Source organism: Streptomyces sp. NBC_01298, assembly GCF_035978755.1.
Lineage (GTDB): Bacteria > Actinomycetota > Actinomycetes > Streptomycetales > Streptomycetaceae > Streptomyces.
The window spans coordinates 2,369,478-2,386,225 of sequence record NZ_CP108414.1 but is presented as its reverse complement, the minus strand read 5'-3'; the positions used below and the strand labels follow the sequence as shown (position 1 = coordinate 2,386,225).

The 16,748-nt window shown below is 68.2% G+C and carries 13 protein-coding genes and 2 pseudogenes; 8 read left to right on the top strand and 7 right to left on the bottom strand.

The window, feature by feature from the left end; genetic code table 11:
* Nucleotides 1-21: 21 nt before the first annotated feature.
* The 3 genes from OG730_RS10685 to OG730_RS10675 form a co-directional block, all read right to left on the bottom strand.
* Complete coding sequence (locus OG730_RS10685) at nucleotides 22-804, bottom strand: nucleotidyl transferase AbiEii/AbiGii toxin family protein (protein ID WP_327304031.1); 783 nt, start codon at nucleotides 802-804, stop codon at nucleotides 22-24.
* Complete coding sequence (locus OG730_RS10680; RefSeq protein WP_327304030.1) at nucleotides 804-1,127, bottom strand: hypothetical protein; 324 nt, start codon at nucleotides 1,125-1,127, stop codon at nucleotides 804-806. The genes OG730_RS10685 and OG730_RS10680 overlap by 1 nt, the downstream gene beginning before the upstream one ends.
* Nucleotides 1,128-2,496: 1,369 nt before the next feature.
* Nucleotides 2,497-3,453, bottom strand: a complete 957-nt coding sequence (locus OG730_RS10675; RefSeq protein WP_327304029.1) for a hypothetical protein — start codon at nucleotides 3,451-3,453, stop codon at nucleotides 2,497-2,499.
* A gap of 330 nt (nucleotides 3,454-3,783) precedes the next feature.
* Here OG730_RS10675 and OG730_RS10670 point away from each other — a divergent pair, with 330 nt between their 5' ends.
* From OG730_RS10670 to OG730_RS10660, 3 genes are read left to right on the top strand one after another with little or no spacing between them, the layout of a single operon-like run.
* Nucleotides 3,784-4,662: a carbon-nitrogen hydrolase family protein gene (locus tag OG730_RS10670; protein ID WP_327304028.1), complete on the top strand. Its 879-nt coding sequence runs from the start codon at nucleotides 3,784-3,786 to the stop codon at nucleotides 4,660-4,662.
* Nucleotides 4,659-6,029, top strand: coding sequence for an APC family permease (locus OG730_RS10665; RefSeq protein ID WP_327304027.1), 1,371 nt, complete (start codon nucleotides 4,659-4,661; stop codon nucleotides 6,027-6,029). Before OG730_RS10670 ends, OG730_RS10665 begins: the two co-directional genes overlap by 4 nt.
* Before the next feature lie 27 nt (nucleotides 6,030-6,056).
* Nucleotides 6,057-6,584, top strand: coding sequence for an ATP-binding protein (locus OG730_RS10660; RefSeq protein WP_327304026.1), 528 nt, complete (start codon nucleotides 6,057-6,059; stop codon nucleotides 6,582-6,584).
* A 535-nt stretch (nucleotides 6,585-7,119) separates the two neighbouring features.
* Here OG730_RS10660 and OG730_RS10655 read toward each other — a convergent pair.
* Nucleotides 7,120-7,704, bottom strand: coding sequence for a helix-turn-helix domain-containing protein (locus tag OG730_RS10655; protein ID WP_327304025.1), 585 nt, complete (start codon nucleotides 7,702-7,704; stop codon nucleotides 7,120-7,122).
* Nucleotides 7,705-7,823: 119 nt separating this feature from the next.
* Between OG730_RS10655 and OG730_RS10650 the strand changes: the two genes are divergently transcribed.
* Genes OG730_RS10650 through OG730_RS10640 form a run of 3 tightly spaced genes read left to right on the top strand, consistent with a single transcriptional unit; the run spans nucleotide 7,824 to nucleotide 10,108 of the window.
* The gene (locus OG730_RS10650; protein WP_327304024.1) at nucleotides 7,824-8,660 is read left to right on the top strand and encodes an EamA family transporter; all 837 of its coding nucleotides are present in this window, start codon (nucleotides 7,824-7,826) and stop codon (nucleotides 8,658-8,660) included.
* Between the two features lie 51 nt (nucleotides 8,661-8,711).
* The gene (locus OG730_RS10645) at nucleotides 8,712-9,359 is read left to right on the top strand and encodes an FMN-binding negative transcriptional regulator (protein ID WP_327304023.1); all 648 of its coding nucleotides are present in this window, start codon (nucleotides 8,712-8,714) and stop codon (nucleotides 9,357-9,359) included.
* A 41-nt stretch (nucleotides 9,360-9,400) separates the two neighbouring features.
* Nucleotides 9,401-10,108, top strand: a complete 708-nt coding sequence (locus OG730_RS10640; RefSeq protein ID WP_327304022.1) for a B3/B4 domain-containing protein — start codon at nucleotides 9,401-9,403, stop codon at nucleotides 10,106-10,108.
* A 365-nt stretch (nucleotides 10,109-10,473) separates the two neighbouring features.
* Here OG730_RS10640 and OG730_RS10635 read toward each other — a convergent pair.
* Nucleotides 10,474-10,647, bottom strand: a pseudogene (locus OG730_RS10635) (MerR family transcriptional regulator); the annotation flags it as partial.
* A gap of 146 nt (nucleotides 10,648-10,793) precedes the next feature.
* Here OG730_RS10635 and OG730_RS10630 point away from each other — a divergent pair.
* Together OG730_RS10630 and OG730_RS10625 are read left to right on the top strand one after the other, a co-directional pair.
* Nucleotides 10,794-11,483 (top strand): phosphotransferase, encoded by a 690-nt coding sequence (locus tag OG730_RS10630; protein WP_327304021.1) that lies wholly within the window; start codon nucleotides 10,794-10,796, stop codon nucleotides 11,481-11,483.
* A gap of 3 nt (nucleotides 11,484-11,486) precedes the next feature.
* Entirely contained in the window at nucleotides 11,487-12,602 is a 1,116-nt protein-coding gene (locus tag OG730_RS10625; protein ID WP_327304020.1) for an IS630 family transposase, read from the top strand.
* A gap of 34 nt (nucleotides 12,603-12,636) precedes the next feature.
* On the opposite strand, the pseudogene OG730_RS10620 reads toward OG730_RS10625, so the two are convergent.
* Together OG730_RS10620 and OG730_RS10615 are read right to left on the bottom strand one after the other, a co-directional pair.
* Nucleotides 12,637-13,928: pseudogene (locus OG730_RS10620) on the bottom strand (IS256 family transposase).
* A gap of 388 nt (nucleotides 13,929-14,316) precedes the next feature.
* Complete coding sequence (locus OG730_RS10615; protein ID WP_327304019.1) at nucleotides 14,317-16,164, bottom strand: serine hydrolase domain-containing protein; 1,848 nt, start codon at nucleotides 16,162-16,164, stop codon at nucleotides 14,317-14,319.
* Nucleotides 16,165-16,748 lie beyond the last annotated feature (584 nt).

Genomic DNA, 16,748 nt, shown 5'->3' with positions numbered 1-16,748 from the left:
CCTTCGTCAAGGAGACAAGCCCTAGCGCTTGGTAGGTTTCCCGTGGTCCGGGCCCGGACGGGGCGGGGGGGTGGGGAGTGGGCTTTCGGCCTGCTTGTCGGGTTGGTCTGTGGACGACTCGGCCTGCGACTCGCAGTCTCTCGCGGCCTCGGCAAGGACTCGGTCGGTGAGTTCGCGGTGCCAGGCGGAGAACTCCTGGCGGATTGCGGCCGCGGCCGGGGCATCGAGGCCGTATGCGGCGAACTGTCTGTCGGTGTGGTGCTGGACGCGGGCGAGGGCAGCCGCGTACTCGTCAAGATTGGGTTCGGCCTCGTTCTGTGCAGCGAGTTCGAGCAGCCGAGCGTGGGTGTAGCCGGCCTTCAGCATCGCGTTGACGTCGATGGCATCCCGGACTTCGGCGCGGCCGAACAGAGCCCCGGTCTTGGCCGCGGCGAGGTCGTCGAGGTGGAGGACCGGTCCGAGGTCCGATTCGACCGGCGGGTGGTGCAGCAGGTCACCGACCAGTTCCACCTTGGACTGCGAGCCGGAGCCGGGATCTGTGACGTGCAGGCGGGCGTACACCTGCGCCTGCTGGGTGACCTGCACCAGGTACCCGGCCGTCCGGTACGCCTCGGCGAGACGAGCGATCGCCTGCGGCAGCTCCCCCTCGGCGCGTCCGATCGGGGTGAACAGATCGACGTCGTCACTGACGCGACTGACGAGACGATGGGCCTGGACGGCGTATCCCCCCGCCAGCCGGTATCCGAAGTCCTCAGCGAGCGCTTCCAGACCGATGCGGATGAGCCGATGGTGCAGATCTTCCACTACGCGGCCGCCGCCGCACTGGCGAGCTGGGGGAAACGGGCCTCCCAGGCGGCCCTCGCCGGGCCGGGCAGGAACAGGGCCCGCCAGTGACTCCGCAGCACGTCGGCATTGAGGTGAGCGTGCAGGTCCTCGGGCGTCTGCGCCTCGCGGATCACCCGCTCGTACATCAGCACTACGTCGGCGTCATCGGCCAGGTCGTATTCGTAGTGCGGGCCCCAGTCCAGGTGCCGGGGCAGGACCACAAGGCCGTCCGCCGGCCCGCTCAGCTCCCCGAGCGAGCCCGGCAGGATGTACGGCCGAAGCTGTGCGTACCTGCTGCTCATGCTCACCAGCATGCCCCAAACCGTGGCCCCGCGGTGCGCATACCGGCGATGGCAGCGCTCCCGGGAGCCGAGCGAAGCAGGCGCGTGGCACGCTCACCTCCGTGTTCCAGGCATCTGACCAGGCTGGGCCTGGGCGTTTCGCCTCCCGGGAGTACGCCGACCAAGATCCCAATCCTCGCAGGATGGGCGAGGCAGCCACACACACAGAGAGACGGCGCGAGCTGCCTCGGTGAGAGTCCTGGGGCGGGCGTCGGGGTCCCGCAGCCAGGTTGGAATGGTTCTCCGGACGTCCTCGTCGAGCCAGCGGTGTCCCCTTCGTGCCTGACCGGCTTTCCGGGCTGCTTGGGCCCTGTTTTCCGCGAAAAGAGGCGGGCAAAGAGCGTCAGAGCGCTGCACATACCGCCCACTCTGCACGTAACGCACACCAGTGGCCTGTCCAATTTATGCCTAGCGAGCCGCTGACCTGCGGTTTTCTTTGACCTGTTTTTGATAGATCTTATTTCGATGACCCACCACGTGGAGTGCGTGGCGATCCTGGAGCGGGTGGCGAAGGACGCCTGACCAGCACGTTTGTCGATGTGCGTTATGTGCGTTACGGGCGTTACGGGCGATATCTTGACGCTGAAATGACGCTCGTGACGCTCATTTGACGCTCGCGGGAGGCATTCCTTGACGGGGTGTCAGTGTTGGCTGACGTGGCGTCATTGCCGAGAGTCGCCTTCCCGGCCGGTTCGTGCGTCCGGCTGGGAAGGCAGGTTTTCGTGTGCCGCAGTGCTGAATGCCGGCCTCGCCGGCTCGATGGGCGGGGCCCCTGTCGGTCACGCGCTGTAGCGACGTCGGCTAGCCGATGCCGGTCGAGCTGGGATCGTTTCGCCGGCCCTCGGGCCAATGTCAGCCGATGTCCCCTGATGGGTCGTCATGCGTGATTGGCGACTACTGTGCGGAGCCCGTCCGCTGTATCGCGGTGGGTACCCTGAAGTGGCTGTGGCACTGGCTGCCGAGCAGTTCGGCGGGCGTCGAGACGCTGGTATACGGGCTCGGGGTTGCGGATCGATCCCTCGTTGTAGTCGCCGACCTGGCCTGGTCGTGCCACGGCATGGCAAGGTCGCGGTAGCGGCCGATGCGGGGGAGAACGGCGCCGGTGTCTCCCAGTAACGGAGGACCCCGCTACTCGACTCCTGCCGGCACCCCCGGCGAGATCGAAGGACGCATGACGGCCGGCGGCCCGTGACGTCATGTTCGACGTCACCCATGGCCGGAAGGACCCCCGAGGTCGGGAACATCATCCGCGGTTGACGTCCCCCTGCCACGTTGCTCCGCCGTCAGGGCCGTCCGGCCCGCCTCGTCGAGGGGTGGGGGTCCCCGCAACTCACACGCCGGTCCCGCTCCTGATCCGCGCCTTCTCGAACTCGGACACCGGGTCGCCTCCGACGCTCCAGGGCCAGGCCGCGACCGTACCGTTGATCGCCTCGAAGACCGGACGGGCCTCGCGGCGCCGCTCGGCGGCCATCAGCGCGTAGGCCAGCAGGTTCAGGTCGGCGAGGGCCGCCGCGTGGTGGAAGAACCCGGGCTGGGCCCAGGTGTGTGCCGCACGGTCGAGGGCCTGGGCGGCCGATGCGTGGGACCAGTGGTTGCGTGCCATCAGCGCCTCGACTCCGCCCAGGGCGAGGACGGAGTGGTACTGCAGAACCTGGGCGGTGAGCTCGGCGGCCGCGCAGGGCGCGTTCGCGGGTGTGCGGGCGCGGACCGCGTCGACGAAGTCCAGTACCTGGATGCGCGATCCCATCTCCTCCGGCCCCAGATAGCGCAGCATGCTCAGGTACGCCTCGCGGTTCCAGCGGTCGCGGGTCAGTGCCTCGTTCCACAGGCCGAACACCTCCGGCTGACTGCGGCGTTCCAGCCGTGACAGACCCAGCAGGACCACCCAGGGAGTGGGATCCTCAGGCGCCAGTTCGGCGGCGCGCAGACAGCTGTCGGCTATGCCGGCCGCGTCCTCCAGACGCCCCCGGGAGCGTCCGCGTGCGAGCTGCGCCCATGCGGAGAGGACGAGCGCGCTCGCGTTGCGCGGCTCACGAGTGGCCCAGGCGCGGGGCCCGTGCGATTCGGACAGGCGGTACGCCAGCACGGAGAGCTGGTGGGTGCGGCGGTCCCAGTCGTCCCGGCTCTGGTCCAGGAGACGGGATATCTGGGCCATGTACAGGTCCGTCGTCGCGATCGCGCCCGTACTTGTCGTCGGCTGGAGGGACTTCAGCAGCCGGCTGAGGGCAGCGTCGTCGAACTCCAGGACGAGACGAGCCTGTCTGCGGCGACGTGAGAGGAATGACATGCACGGAGGGTAGAGGTTACGGGCCGTGACGCAAGGTGGGCGTTGAGATCATCACCGATTACACCCTGCAATGCAGGCGTTACCTCCCGGGGCAGTGAGATGGATGCCGCCCCTGGTGGCGGGCGGCGCCGTCAGGGTGATTCGCAGGGCACGACGACCGACAGTCAGCACTCTCATGCCCCAAAGGCATGATAATGAACCCTTCCAAGTATTTGAGGCTATGGCTGACTGGGAGCATTCTGATTTCACCGGAACTTTTGGTTATCGGCGCACGAATCTCCGTCGACTTCTCTGGGTAAAGCGCTCCCTTCGATTGGCTGGTGTTCCCGCATGGCCCGCCCCCTGCCCCTGATCCTCGCCCAAGCGCCCGGCCGCCCGGCCGACGACCTCGCAGGCTTTGCCGCCGACGTGGAGAGGCGCGTGAAACTGCGCGCCCCCGGCGCCCTCGTCGTCTACCCCGAACTGCACCTCGGCGAGAGCGCCCCCGGCGTCCCGGCCGACCCGGAGAAGGCGGCCGAGCCGCTCGACGGCAAACGCGATGCGGTCTTCGCCGAGCTCGCGGGGGATCTGGGCATCTGGCTCGTACCCGGCAGCGTCTACGAGCGGGGCACCGGCGGCCGCGTCCACAACACGACACCGGTCTATTCACCACGGGGTGAGCGCCTCGCCGCGTACCGCAAGATCTGCCCGTGGCGCCCGTACGAGACGACCGCACCGGGCAACCGGTTCGAGGTCGTCGACCTCGCCGGGGTCGGCCGCATCGGACTGTCCATCTGCTACGACACCTGGTTCCCCGAAATCTCCCGCCATCTGGCCTGGATGGGCGCCGACCTGATCGTCAACGTGGTCCGCACGTCGACGAGCGACCGCGCGCAGGAAGTCGTCCTCAACCGCGCCAACGCCATCGCCAATCAGGTCTTCGTCGCCAGCGTCAATTCCGCTGCCCCGTCCGGCATCGGCCGCAGCCTCGTCATCGATCCACAGGGCACGGTGCGCGCCGAAACCGTCGATGCCGGCGACTCCACCCTCACCGACGTGATCGACCTCGACGAGGTCAGCAACGTCCGCCGCTACGGCACCGCGGGTCTCAACCGGATCTGGGACCAGTTCCGCCCCGGCGACCCTGCCCTCGAACTCCCTCTGTACGGGGGCCGCATCGACCCCGCCACCTGGAACGCCGCCCACACCGCCGAGGAGCCACCGCGATGAACAGCGAGACCACTGGGAACAGCATGAGACTGAAGGGCGACCTGAGCCTCTTCTCCGTCGTCCTGTTCGGCCTGGCCTACATCTCCCCTGGCATCGTCGTCACGATCTTCGGCGTGGTCGCCGCCACCAGCGGTGGCGTGGCCCCGACCGCGTTCGCCGTCGCCACCCTCGCGATGCTGCTCACGGGGCTGAGTTACGCGAAGATGGCGCGCGCCGTGCCCGGCGCGGGGTCGGTCTACACCTACGCCCGCAAGATGCTTGACAGCCGCCTCGGTTTCCTGTCCGGCTGGGCGATGCTGCTCGACTACTTCTTCATCCCGATGGTCGGCTGGCTGATCACGGCGATCTACTTCCACGCCCAGTTCCCTGCGATACCCAAGTGGGTCTGGCTGATCGTCTCGGTGGGCATCACCACCGCCATCAACGTCTTCGGCATGAAGCTCGCGGACCGCGTCAACAAGGTCCTGATGTTCATCGCCCTGGGGTCGCTGGTCCTCTTCGCCACCCTGTGTGTCGTCTTCCTCGGCAAGCACGGCTCCTCCGCCCCCGCCACGGACGCCCTGTGGAACTCCGGCACTTCGATCGGCGCGGTCACTGCGGCCGCTGCCATCGCCGCGTACTCCTTCCTCGGCTTCGACGCCGTCTCCACGCTGGGCGAGGAGGCCAGGGGTGGGGCGAGGACGATCGGCCGCGCCATCATCGGCTGCGTCATTGCCGCCGGAGCGATCTTCATCGTGCTGTCCTTCGTGATGCAACTGGTCCACCCCGGCGCGGAGTTCGCCGACGTCGACGCGGCCGCCTACCATCTGAAGGTCCAGGTCGGCGGCGAGACGTACGCCGAGGTCATCAACTTCGTCACCATCGCCGGATCCATCGCCTCCTGTATCGCCCTGCAAGCCTCCGCCGCCCGCCTCATGTACGTCATGGGACGTGACGGCGCGCTGCCCAAGGCCGTCTTCGGCAACCTGTCGGGGAAGACCGGCACGCCCGTCTTGAACCTGCTGCTGACCGCGGCCGCCGGTGTCATCGCCATGAAGCTCGACCTGACCACAGCCACCTCGTTCATCAACTTCGGCGCCTTCCTCGGCTTCGCCCTGGTGAACGTGTGCGTGATCGCCCACCTGGTCCGTGAGCGCAGGCAGGGCCGCACCCCCAACTTCTTCTCGTACCTGGTGATGCCGGCCATCGGCGCGGGCGTTTCCCTCTACCTGCTCACGAGGCTCGGTGACGTCGCACTCCAGATCGGCGGGGTCTGGCTGGCGATCGGCGTCGTCTACCTGGCCGTCCTGACCAGGGGATTCCGCCGACCCGCACCGGAGATGACCTTCGACGACGACACCGCGGCCACGGACAGAGTCGCCGCGTAGCTCCCCTCCCGATGCGAGGAGACGACGATGCCCCCGACAACTGCTGAACTGGTGCATGACCGGAGCCTCGGAGACCTGTTGATCCAGCGTGATGTGGTGCTCGACGGACTTGATGCTCCGCAGCGCGCCGCCCGTACCGTCCTGGCCGACGTCCTGGACGGCAAGGCGGAGGATCAGCTCTTCGACGCCATGCTGGTGGCCAGCGAGCTCATCGCCAACGCCATCCAGCACAGCAGTGGTGCGGTCCTCATAAGGGTTGAGGCCTACGAGTTCGGTGCGGCATTGGGCGTCGTTGACCGCGGGGCCGACATCACTGCCCTCCCTGTCCGGCCTTCGAACTCATCTGTTGACGAAGGGACGGTGGCTGCGAGCGGGCGCGGCCTGTTCATCGTGGACAGCCTCGCCAGTGCCTGGTCGGTCGAGGAGACCGAGAGCGGAAAGATCGTCATCGCGATACTCGCCCTTCCGCCCGGATCGTCTTCTCGCTTGTTGCCGTCTTCCTGGTCCGAGGCAGCCGGCGGGTTCCCGCGGTCGGCTGACCGTCGAGGCCCCTGACAGCCCCGACCCTCCATTCGTTCGTCCACCGCGGCCGAGCCGCGCCGGGATCTGCCGGGCTTCGGCCCGACCCGGCGCGGCTTCGTCGTGGACGCCGTGGGTGCTCCTCAGAGAGCCGGTGCTCCGTTGAGCCTGAGGACCGCGATGTCGAAGTCGAGGGTCCACGAGTCGTAGGCCGAGCCGGCCAGTGGCACGGGACGGTCCCCGGCGGTCGCGGCGGTCGCCACCGCGAGGACTGCCGCGCGCCGGGCGCCGGCATCCTGCGGATCTTGGGCGGGACGATTCTCGCGTGCGCCGCCGCCCGCCGAGCCGGACACCGGCTAGGAGACCGCTGAAGATCTTGCTCTGGCGGCCCGGCTCATCCCGGATTGCCGGTCAATGTCGATCGGCATGAACCGGTGCAAGGCGGGCGGGATTTCAAGATCTTCAGGACGCTCCGAGGTCGTGTTTTAGTGTCCTTTGACATCCAATCAAGGCGATTGACGGCGAACCCAGTCGTCCAGGGCGAGCGGACTGGTTGCCATCCGCGGACGGGTCAGGCCGCGGATGCGGGCCCGGGCGGCAGATGGACAGTCATGATCAGATGGCAGGTCTCGTCGCCCACCCCGCGATAGGTGTGGGGGACATCGCTTTCGAACGTGGCGGTCTGCCCGGCCTCGACCGGGTGCTCCGTGCCGTCGACGATCAGGACCATGCGCCCTGCGATGACGCTGACGGTCTCGACGACGCCGGCCTGATGGGGGTGGCTGGGGTACTCCTCGCCCGGCTCCAGGCGCCAGCGCCAAACCTCGACCGGAGCGGGGCCCGAGGTCGTCAGCATGAGCCGGGCCTCGCTGCCCCGCTCGCCCGCCCATAGCGGCATCACGGCGCTGGCCGAGACCACACGGACGCGCCCTTCGGCCGGACCTTCCATCAGCGCGGAGACCGAGAGGCCCAGCGTGTCGGCCAGCCGGACCAGGGTCGCGAAGTTCGGATTGCCCTGCGCCTTCTCCAGTCCGACCAGGGCTCCCTTGCTGACCTTGGCCCGGCGGCCGAGCTCGTCCAGCGACAGGCCCGCGCGAGTTCGGGCCGAGCGGACGTTGTGCGCGAGCGTGCGCAGGGCCGCCTCTGTCTCGGGCACCTGGTCACCATCCCCATCGGTCGGTCAATGGAATGGACCACCCGGTCGTTCGATTGACAAGGGGTGGTCGTTCCGTTGTACGGTTTGGTCGTTCCATTGCAATCTTAAGGGATCGTCTCGTGATAGCTCTACTGCTGGCCCTGGGCAGCTCGCTGGCCTACGGATGCGCCGACTTCCTCGGCGGTCTGGGCGCCCGAAAGGCCCACGTGCTGCGCACGGTGATGATCGCCGCGCCGGCCAGCCTGGCAGTCGAGCTGCTGCTGTGGCCCGTGCTCGGCGCCTCGTTCAGCCCCGCCGCGCTCGGCTGGGGCGCCGCCTCCGGCGTGGCCTCGGCCGCCGCGTTCGCCCTGCTCTACCGCACCCTGGCGATCGGCCCGATGAACGTGCTCTCGCCCGTCACCGCCCTCGTGTCGGCCATGCTGCCGGTCGGCGTGGGCCTGCTCCAGGGTGAGCACCTGGGCACCGCCGGTCTGATCGGGCTGCCGCTCGCTCTGGCCGCGGTGGTGATGGTCAGCGCCGGTCACGGCGCCGGATCGGCCCGCCCGTCGCGTACCGCTCTGCTGCTGGCCCTCGGGGCCGGCGCTGCCATCGCGCTTCAGCTGATCTTCCTGCACCAGGCCCCGTCCGACAGCGGCGTGGCACCCCTGATCATCGGGCGGGCGGTCTCCTCCGCCGTCACCCTGGCCGCGGCCGGACTGATGTACCGCAAGCTCGGGACGGAGAAGCCCGCGTACGCGATCTCGGCCGCCGCCGGCGTGCTGGACTCGGTGGCGAACCTGCTGTTCCTGTTCGCCGCCCGCAGCGGGGACCTCGCCGTCGTCGCCACGATCACCGCCCTCTACCCGGCCGGCACCGTCCTGCTCGCCCGCAGCGTGCTCGCCGAACGCGTCCACCGTGGACAGCTCGTCGGCCTGGGCATCGCCGCCGTCGCCGTCAGCCTCCTCGCCCTCACCTGAGGGCTCCGGCACCACCGCACCACCGCACCACCGCCTCGCAAGGAGACCAGCATGTTCATCCAGTCCTGGGACGCCGGCCTGGACGAAGCCGAATGGCAGACCTGGATCGCCGAAGGCCACGACTTCGGCCTCCTCGGCGTCAACGGCTTGCCCGGTCAGGCGCCCGTAGCCGTCCCCACCCACTTCACCAGCGACACCGGCCACCTCCTGGTCCACCTCGCCCGGCCCAACCCGGTTTGGACGGCGATCGAGCACGACCCGAACGTCTTGTTCACCGTCTTCGGCGACTACGCCTTCATCCCCGGTCCCTGGCGCGCCAAGCCGGACACCCCACCCATCGACGGCGTCCCCACCAGCTACTACACGGCCGTCCAGTTCACCTGCCGCGCCACAATCGTCGACGACCCCGAGGACAAGGCCGAGCTGCTGCGCCGCCAGATGGCCCACTTCCAGCCCGACGGCGACCACGCCCCCATCTCCGTCGACCAGCCCCCGTACGGCCGGATGCTGCCCGGCATCCGCGGCCTGCGCCTGAAAGTCACCGACGTACGGGCGAAGTTCAAGTACGACGACCACAAGCCCGTCGAGCACCGCACCGCCGTCGCCGACCACCTCACCGAACGCGGCCAGGGCCTCGACGCTGCCACCGCGCTCCAGCAGCGCCGCCGCCTGGACCGCATCGGCCCCTGGAAGCCCTGACCACCCGCCCCATACGCACGAAGGAACGGAAAACCCCTCCCATGACCTCCTTCCGCATCGCCCCCGCCGTCGCGGACGCCTTCTCCGACACCCTCATCGCCGTGGTCACCGCCACCGGCCTGCGAGGCCACGAGCCCTGGCCCGACACCGTCGCCGTCATGGAGACGCTGGAGCAGCAACTCTCCGACGGGGCCTGGCAGCCCGCAGGCGAGACCGACCCGCGCATCGAGGCATGGCACACCGCCTACCGCTCCTTCGGTACCAACCCCCGCCGCGTCCGCCCCAGCGTCGACGCCCTCGGACGCCGCCTCGCCAAGAAGGGGACGCTGCCGCAGATCAACCCGGCCGTCGACTCCTACAACGCCGTCTCCGTCCGCCACGGCCTGCCCGCCGGCGCCTTCGACCTCGACCACGTCACCGGCAACGTCGACATCCGGTACGCGGACGGCACCGAGGAGTTCACCCCGCTCGGCGAACCCGGCACCATTGAGAACCCCAAGCCCGGCGAGATCATCTACGCCGACACCACCGGCGTCCTCACCCGCCACTGGAACCACCGCGACGCCCACCGCACCCGCGTCACCGAAGACTCCACCCACGTCGCCTTCGTCCTCGAAACCCTCCACGCCACCCGCGACGGCCACCACCTCAAGACCGCCGCCGAGGAGTTGCGCGGCCTGCTGATGCTCCACGCCGAGCAGACGCGCGTGCACTACCTCAGCCCGGAACAACCGGAAGTCACGGTGTGAGCTCGTTACCCACCCAAGGCGCCTCAGAGCACGGGGGCCGTGCTCTCCATCCCTGTCGATACCGACATCCGACATCCAGAATGATCAGCCCTCCGGCTGGATTCACTGTCAGAGAAGCCGAAACGACTGGGTTCGCTGTCAAACGCCTCGCTTGGATGACAAAGGACATTTAGAACTGGGTCTCCTGTGCCACCTTGACCGATTGCCACTGATTCCTAACGGCCCGGTGAACTCGTTCACGTTGACATCAAGGAACTGGGCAACATCCCCAAGGGCGGCGGCCACAAGACCCGTGGACGGCAAGTCGCCTCAAGGAGCGTGGTGCCGGCTATCGCGCCGTCCATCCGAGTGCGCCCACTTCAGTTCTGCCGCAGTAGCACGGTCTGCTGGAGACGGAGCAGGTCAGCCTCACTGTGAAACCGGTATCTGGCGTGGCTGCGGTCACTGGGCGAGAACAGCCCTGCCTTGTCGTAGTGATGCGGCGTCCGCACCGTCACCCCGGCGAAGGGCGAGGCGAGCGCGGATGTCCATGTGCGTATCCTGCGCCGACCAGTGATGGTGGCGTGCACGAAGGGGCGCCCCAGCCTCGGGGGAGAGGCTGGGGCGCTGCTCAGGCTGCTAGTGCCGCGTCAGGCAACGTTCGCCCTGTTGGCGAGGGCTGGGCCATCAATGCAGACTGCACCGCATGGAGTTGATCGCGCAGGGCCGGGATGCTGATGTGTATGCCCTGGATGAGTCCAGGGTGCTGAGGCGATACCGGCACGGGGGGCCAACCGGTCTGGAGTCACGCTTGATGACGCACCTTGCGGCATGTGGGTATCCGGTGCCGCGGGTGTACGAGATCACCGACACCGACATGGTTCTTGAGCGGCTGGCCGGGCCGACGATGCTGGATGAGCTGGCCCGGCGCCCGTGGCGGGTGGGTTCTCTCGGCCGGGAGCTGGGCCGCCTGCACGACCGGCTGCATGCGCTGCCGGCACCGGAGTGGCTGCCCAAGCGGTTCAGCACGGCAGATGGTGACCGGGTACTGCATCTGGACCTGCACCCAGGCAACGTCATTCTGACCCGGCGGGGCCCGGTAGTGATCGACTGGTGCAACGCGGGCGCTGGTGATCCGGCTGCCGATGTGGCGATGACCATGGTGACGGTGGGCAGTGCGGACGTGCCGGGACTCGCCGCCCGACTCGGGCGGGCGCTGTTGCTGCGCGGTATGCGCAGCAGCTGCCGGACCGACCCGGCGGGACGGATGCAGGAGGCGGTCAGGGTGAAGCTGGCTGACCCGAATCTGACGCCCACGGAGGCGGCGTGGTTGCGGCGGTATGCCGGCGTCGGCAAAGGGCCTGGTGTGGGCTGGACGGATCGGTCAGGCTGCTGATCTGTGGTGGAGCGGGTGCGGGTACGCGAGATCGACGATGATGAGGGCGGGCGGCTACTGCGGATCATCCGCCGGGGCACCGGGTCGGTGGTGACCTGGCGGCGGGCCCAGATGGTGCTGCTGTCCGCGCAGGGCATGCCGGTGGCGAAGATCGCGGAGGTGTCGTTCACCAGCGATGACCGGGTCCGGGACGTGATCCACAACTTCAACGCCGACAGCTTCGCCTCGCTGTATCCGAGGTACAAGGGCGGCCGTCCGAAGGCGTTCACGCTGCCCGAGCGGCGCGAGATCAAGAAGATCGCGAAGTCGAAGCCGACCGAGCACGACCTGCCGTTCTCGACCTGGAGCCTGACCAAGCTGGCGGACTTCCTGGTCGCCGAGGGGGTGGTCGACGACATCAGCCACGAGGGCCTGCGCATCCTGCTCCGCGAGGAAGGCGTCTCCTTTCAACGCCTGAAGACCTGGAAGACCTCCCGCGATCCGGACTACGCGGCCAAGAAGGCCCGGGTCGAACACCTCTACGCGATCGCCGACGGGGAGGTCATACCCGAGTCCGACGAACCCGAAGTCATCTTCTGCATGGACGAGTTCGGCCCGCTCAACCTGATGCCCCACCCCGGCCGGCAATGGGCCGAGCGCGGCGGGAAACACAAGGACCCCGACCGCGAACCCCGCCGTCGGCGGCGGGCGACCTACAACCGCAACGGCGGAGTACGGCACCTGTTCGCCGCCCTGGACCTGACCAGGGACAAGCTCTACGGCCACATCAAGCCGGTCAAGAAGCGCACCCAGTTCCTGGAGTTCTGCCGGTACCTGCGCAGCCTCTATCCGGCCAAGGTCCGCATCGCGATCGTCTGCGACAACTTCTCCCCGCACCTGACCACCAAGAAGTGCCAGCGGGTGGGCACCTGGGCCACGGCGAACAACGTCGAGATCGCCTACACCCCCACCAACAGCTCCTGGCTCAACCGTATTGAGGCCCAGTTCACCGCCCTGCGTTACTTCACCCTCGACGGCACCGACCATGCCGACCACAAGGAGCAGGGCAGCATGATCCGCCGCTACATCATCTGGCGAAACCGCCATGCCGACGACGGGAGTGTCAGATTCTTTGTGTAAGCCCTGGTGCTGACGCTTCTTGCAGGTAGTGCGGTTACTGGTTGTCGGTGACGCGGTCGCCGTAGTAGCCGGCGAGGGTGTTGATGGCTTCCTTCCAGTTGTGGGTCCGGCCGGTGGGGTTGCGCCGGTTGGGCTGGCGGTCCCGGATGACGAGGTAGAGGACCTTCAGTGCCGCGTCCTCGTTGGGGAAGTGTCCGCGGCGTCGGGTGGCCTGGCGGAAGCGGGAGTTCAGGGACTCGATCATGTTGGTCGTGTAGACGATCTTGCGGATCTCGGGCGGGAACCGCAGGAACATGACGAGGTGTTCCCAGCTGCGGCGCCAGACCGCGACGAGGGCTGGGTAGCGGTGGCCTCGGCCTCGAACTCTGCGAACCGAGCCTCGGCCGCGTCCGCGGTCGCGGCCGTGTAGACCTGCCGGAGTTCCTTGGCGATCTGCGACCAGTGCTTGGTGGAGGCGTACTTCAGCGAGTTGCGGACCATGTGGACCACGCAGAGTTGGATGTCGGCCAGCGGCCAGATGGCGGCGATGGAGTCGGGCAGGCCCTTGAGGCCGTCGCAGCAGGCGATCAGCACGTCCTGAACGCCGCGGTTCCTCAGTTCCGCGAGCCAGGTCATCCAGGTCTTGGCGCCCTCACCACCGGTGCCGACCCACATGCCCAGGATGTCCCGCTCGCCCTCGAGGTTGATGCCCACCGCGATGTAGACGGGCCGGTTGGCGACCGCGCCGTCGCGGATCTTCAGGACGATCGCGTCGATCATGACGACGGCGTAGACGCGGTCCAGCGGACGGTTGCGCCAGGCGTCGAGTTCGGCGCTGACCTTGTCGGTGGCCTTGGAGATCGTCTCGCGTGAGACGTCCACGTCGTAGATCTCCGCGAGGTGCGCCTGGATCTCACCCGTGGTCAGGCCCTTCGCATAGAGGGACAGAATCGCCTCGTCGAAGCCCTCCGCCCGCCGCTGGTGCTTGGGCACGATCTGCGGGCTGAAGGTGCCGGCGCGGTCGCGGGGGATGTCCAGTTCCACCGCACCGACATCGGTCAGGATCCGCTTGCGGCTGGTGCCGTTGCGGGAGTTGCCCGATCCGATCCCGGCCCTGTCGCCTTTCTCGTAGCCGAGATGGTCGGCCATCTCACTCTCGAGGGCACCTTCCAGGACCAGCTTCACCAGTCCCTTGAGCAGCCCGTTCTCTCCGACCAGGTTCACGCCCTCCGCGCGGGCCCGCTCAACGAGCTGCCCGGCCAAGTCGCGTTCTGTTTCCGCTAGTCGAGCCAACTCGGCCCCCGTCCGTACGATGCCTTCACGGGGCCGGTCATCCTTGATCCCCATCAGTGATCCTTCCCGGCAGAGACCACGTCTCATGCCTTACGGGTCACACCGGGGCATACACAAACTTCCGGACAGTCCCCCGACGGCCGACGCCTACGCGCCGTCGTCGACAGGGCGAACGTTGCCTGACGCGGCACTAGGCCGTACGCGCCGAGCCGGAGTTCCTCCGTCCGCAGGTCGTCGTAGTCGTACGGGCCGGCGAGGTAGTCCTGAAACGGCCGTTCCCAGTCCATGCCGTGGAGCACGCCCAGGAGGTACTCGTCGGCCCTGACGGTGGTGGAGGCCGTGCCGCAGACTGTGGTCCTCCGCGTCAGTGAATCGGAGCGTGACCGATGTGCCGCGGTACGGCGTGAATGGCGCCCGGGTTGCCGAGCAGTTGTGCCGGCGTCTAGACGCCTCCGCCACCGTCGGAGGCCATGGGGGCGAGCTTGTTGGACTCGGATACTGCCGCGCTCCAGGAGAATTCGTTGTTGTCGCTGAAGTAGTAGTACGTGGAGCCGTTGGGCATCATCGCGATGGTGATGCCTCCGTATCCGGACATGAACGGCACGTGGAACGGCTGGGTGTATGCGGGGTTGTCTGTGGCCGTGAACTCCCGCCCCCAGAAGCCGTTCTGGTAGCGCATCGGGGTGCTGCCTGTGGTGGTGGCGCCACGTGCTGAGGGGTTCTGCTGCATGGAGTCGGCCAGCAGGCCCGGGTGCAGCACCTGGGTACCGGCCACCGCGCCGGCATCGTTGTTCAGGAACTTGGCGAACTTGGCGACATCGTCCTTGGTCCAGAACATCCCGTACCCGCCGAAGGGGACACCGGCCGCGCTGTTGTCCGTACGGGAGGAGACGCGGGCGTCCGGGCTGATGCCGATCGGGGTGAGGACCTCGTCGCGGAGCATGTGGAACAGGTCCGCGCCGGCACCTGCCTGCTTCTGGAGGTAGTTGTTCATGGCGCGGGCCGCCAGGAAGGTGTCGGAGGAGTGGTAGACCCACTTGCTTCCCGGGGTGGCCTTGCGCGGGAAAGACAGTGCCTTGTCCATCTTGGTGGCGTAGGGCTCGGCGAGGAAGAAGTCGGTCATGGTGCTTCCCGCCTCGTCGGTCTCGTAGCGCGCCGAGGTGTAGTTGCCGGTGGTCATGTCGAGGGCGTGGTCGACGGTGACACCCGACCAGGCGCTCTTTCCGGCGGTTTCCGGTATCAGGTCGGTCAGGCGCTGGTCCGCGACACTGGTGCCGTAGCGCTGGGCGAGCCGGAGCAGGGCGGTGCCGGTGAAGGCGGACTTGGCGGTGGAGTAGGAGGGCAGCAGCATCTGACCGCAGAACGGGTACTGGCCCCGCCTGGTCTGGCAGCCGCCGACGTAGTTCACACCGTCGTAGTAGAAGCCGTAGGTGCTGAGAGCGGTGGGGGTGATCCCCGCGCCGAACTTCGAGGTGTCCACGCCGGCGCCGGGGTGGTCGGTGGCGAGCTGCGCGATGGGTTTGGTGGGCAGTCGGCCTGCGACCTCGGCCGCGTAGGCGGCGCGTGCGGCTTCGCCATCGGGAACGGTGCCCGGCTGGTAGGTGGCGGCCACCTGGCCCCACATGTCGAACTGGTGGTAGGCGCAGGTTTCCGCGGTGATCTGGTAGCGGACCTGGGAGATGGAGGATGCGTCGAAGAGGAAGGAGAGCACCCCGTTGTGCACGCAGTTGGCGTTCCGTTCGACCAGTGCGAAGGGCAGCGCGGCGCGCGTGCGGCCGCCGTCGCCGTCTTCCTGCCAGGCCCGGCCGGCTCCCACGGCGAGGTTCCAGGAGGTGTTCCCGGTGTAGCGCAGCCCGCGCACGGTGGGGATGAGGTGGCTGCCGTTCTGTAGGAGGGTGGCGCTGAAGGGGGGGAGGTGTTTGGTGGCCTCGGTGCGGGAGTATCCGTTGGGGTCCTTCAGCTTGCGGTAGCCGCCGGCCGTGGCGGTGCCGTTGAGGGTCAGGGTGCCCTCGAAGGTGTGTGCGGGCGGGGCCGCCTCGGCGGGCAGAGCGAAGGCGCTGTCTACGACGGTGTCGGTGGGGGTGGCGCTGGAGAGGTGAGCCGCGGTGAGGACCGTGCGGGGCACGGCGCCATTGCCGGTGAGCGGGTCGCCCGGCACGGGGGCCGCGCTTTCGGCGAGCGCGGGGGATTGAGCGGTGAACACGCCGGCGAGCAGCACGGTGAGCAGTGCCGTGGCCGTCGCAAGACATCGCATACCGCGTGGGCGGCGGGTGGGCGGACTGGAGGTCATGGATGTCCCTCTTCCGGGCGGGGTCTGTTGTTGCGGCATGGTGGGTGCGCGCAGCGAGAGCTGTCCAATGCCTGTCGGGACTGGCCATGGTGTCTTAAAAGCATCGGGGCAGGTTCTCCGGTGGAGTGCGCGGCATCGCCGGGGTCGGTGGACGAGAGGCAAGGTCTGCGTGAACTCGCCGAGAACGCCACAGCTGACCTGCCACCCAGGTCGGATGCTGCTCGAATCGTCGGGTCCAGCTGTTCGGGCGAGACCATGCCGGCCTACGGGGTCGGCAAGCGGCTGGGCGGCTCGCCGTGCATGTCTTCGACGAGCTCGGTGTACCGGAAGGTGTCGATCGCGAGTGGCGCAACCGTATGACCGAGAGGCGGGTGCTCCGTGCGCTGGAGTACCAGGACCGGGAAGTCGACCTCCTGGGCAGGCTCACCGTGCGAGGGCCGGGGGACGTTCGGGTGGTTGGCTCCGTTCTCGGATGGGCCGCCTGGCACAGCAAGCAGGCGGAGGATTCCCGATGGCGAACCGACGCCGTCATCGACGGCAGCCGGCTCCGTATGGGCCCGGCACCGCTGGACGGGGTCGAGCGC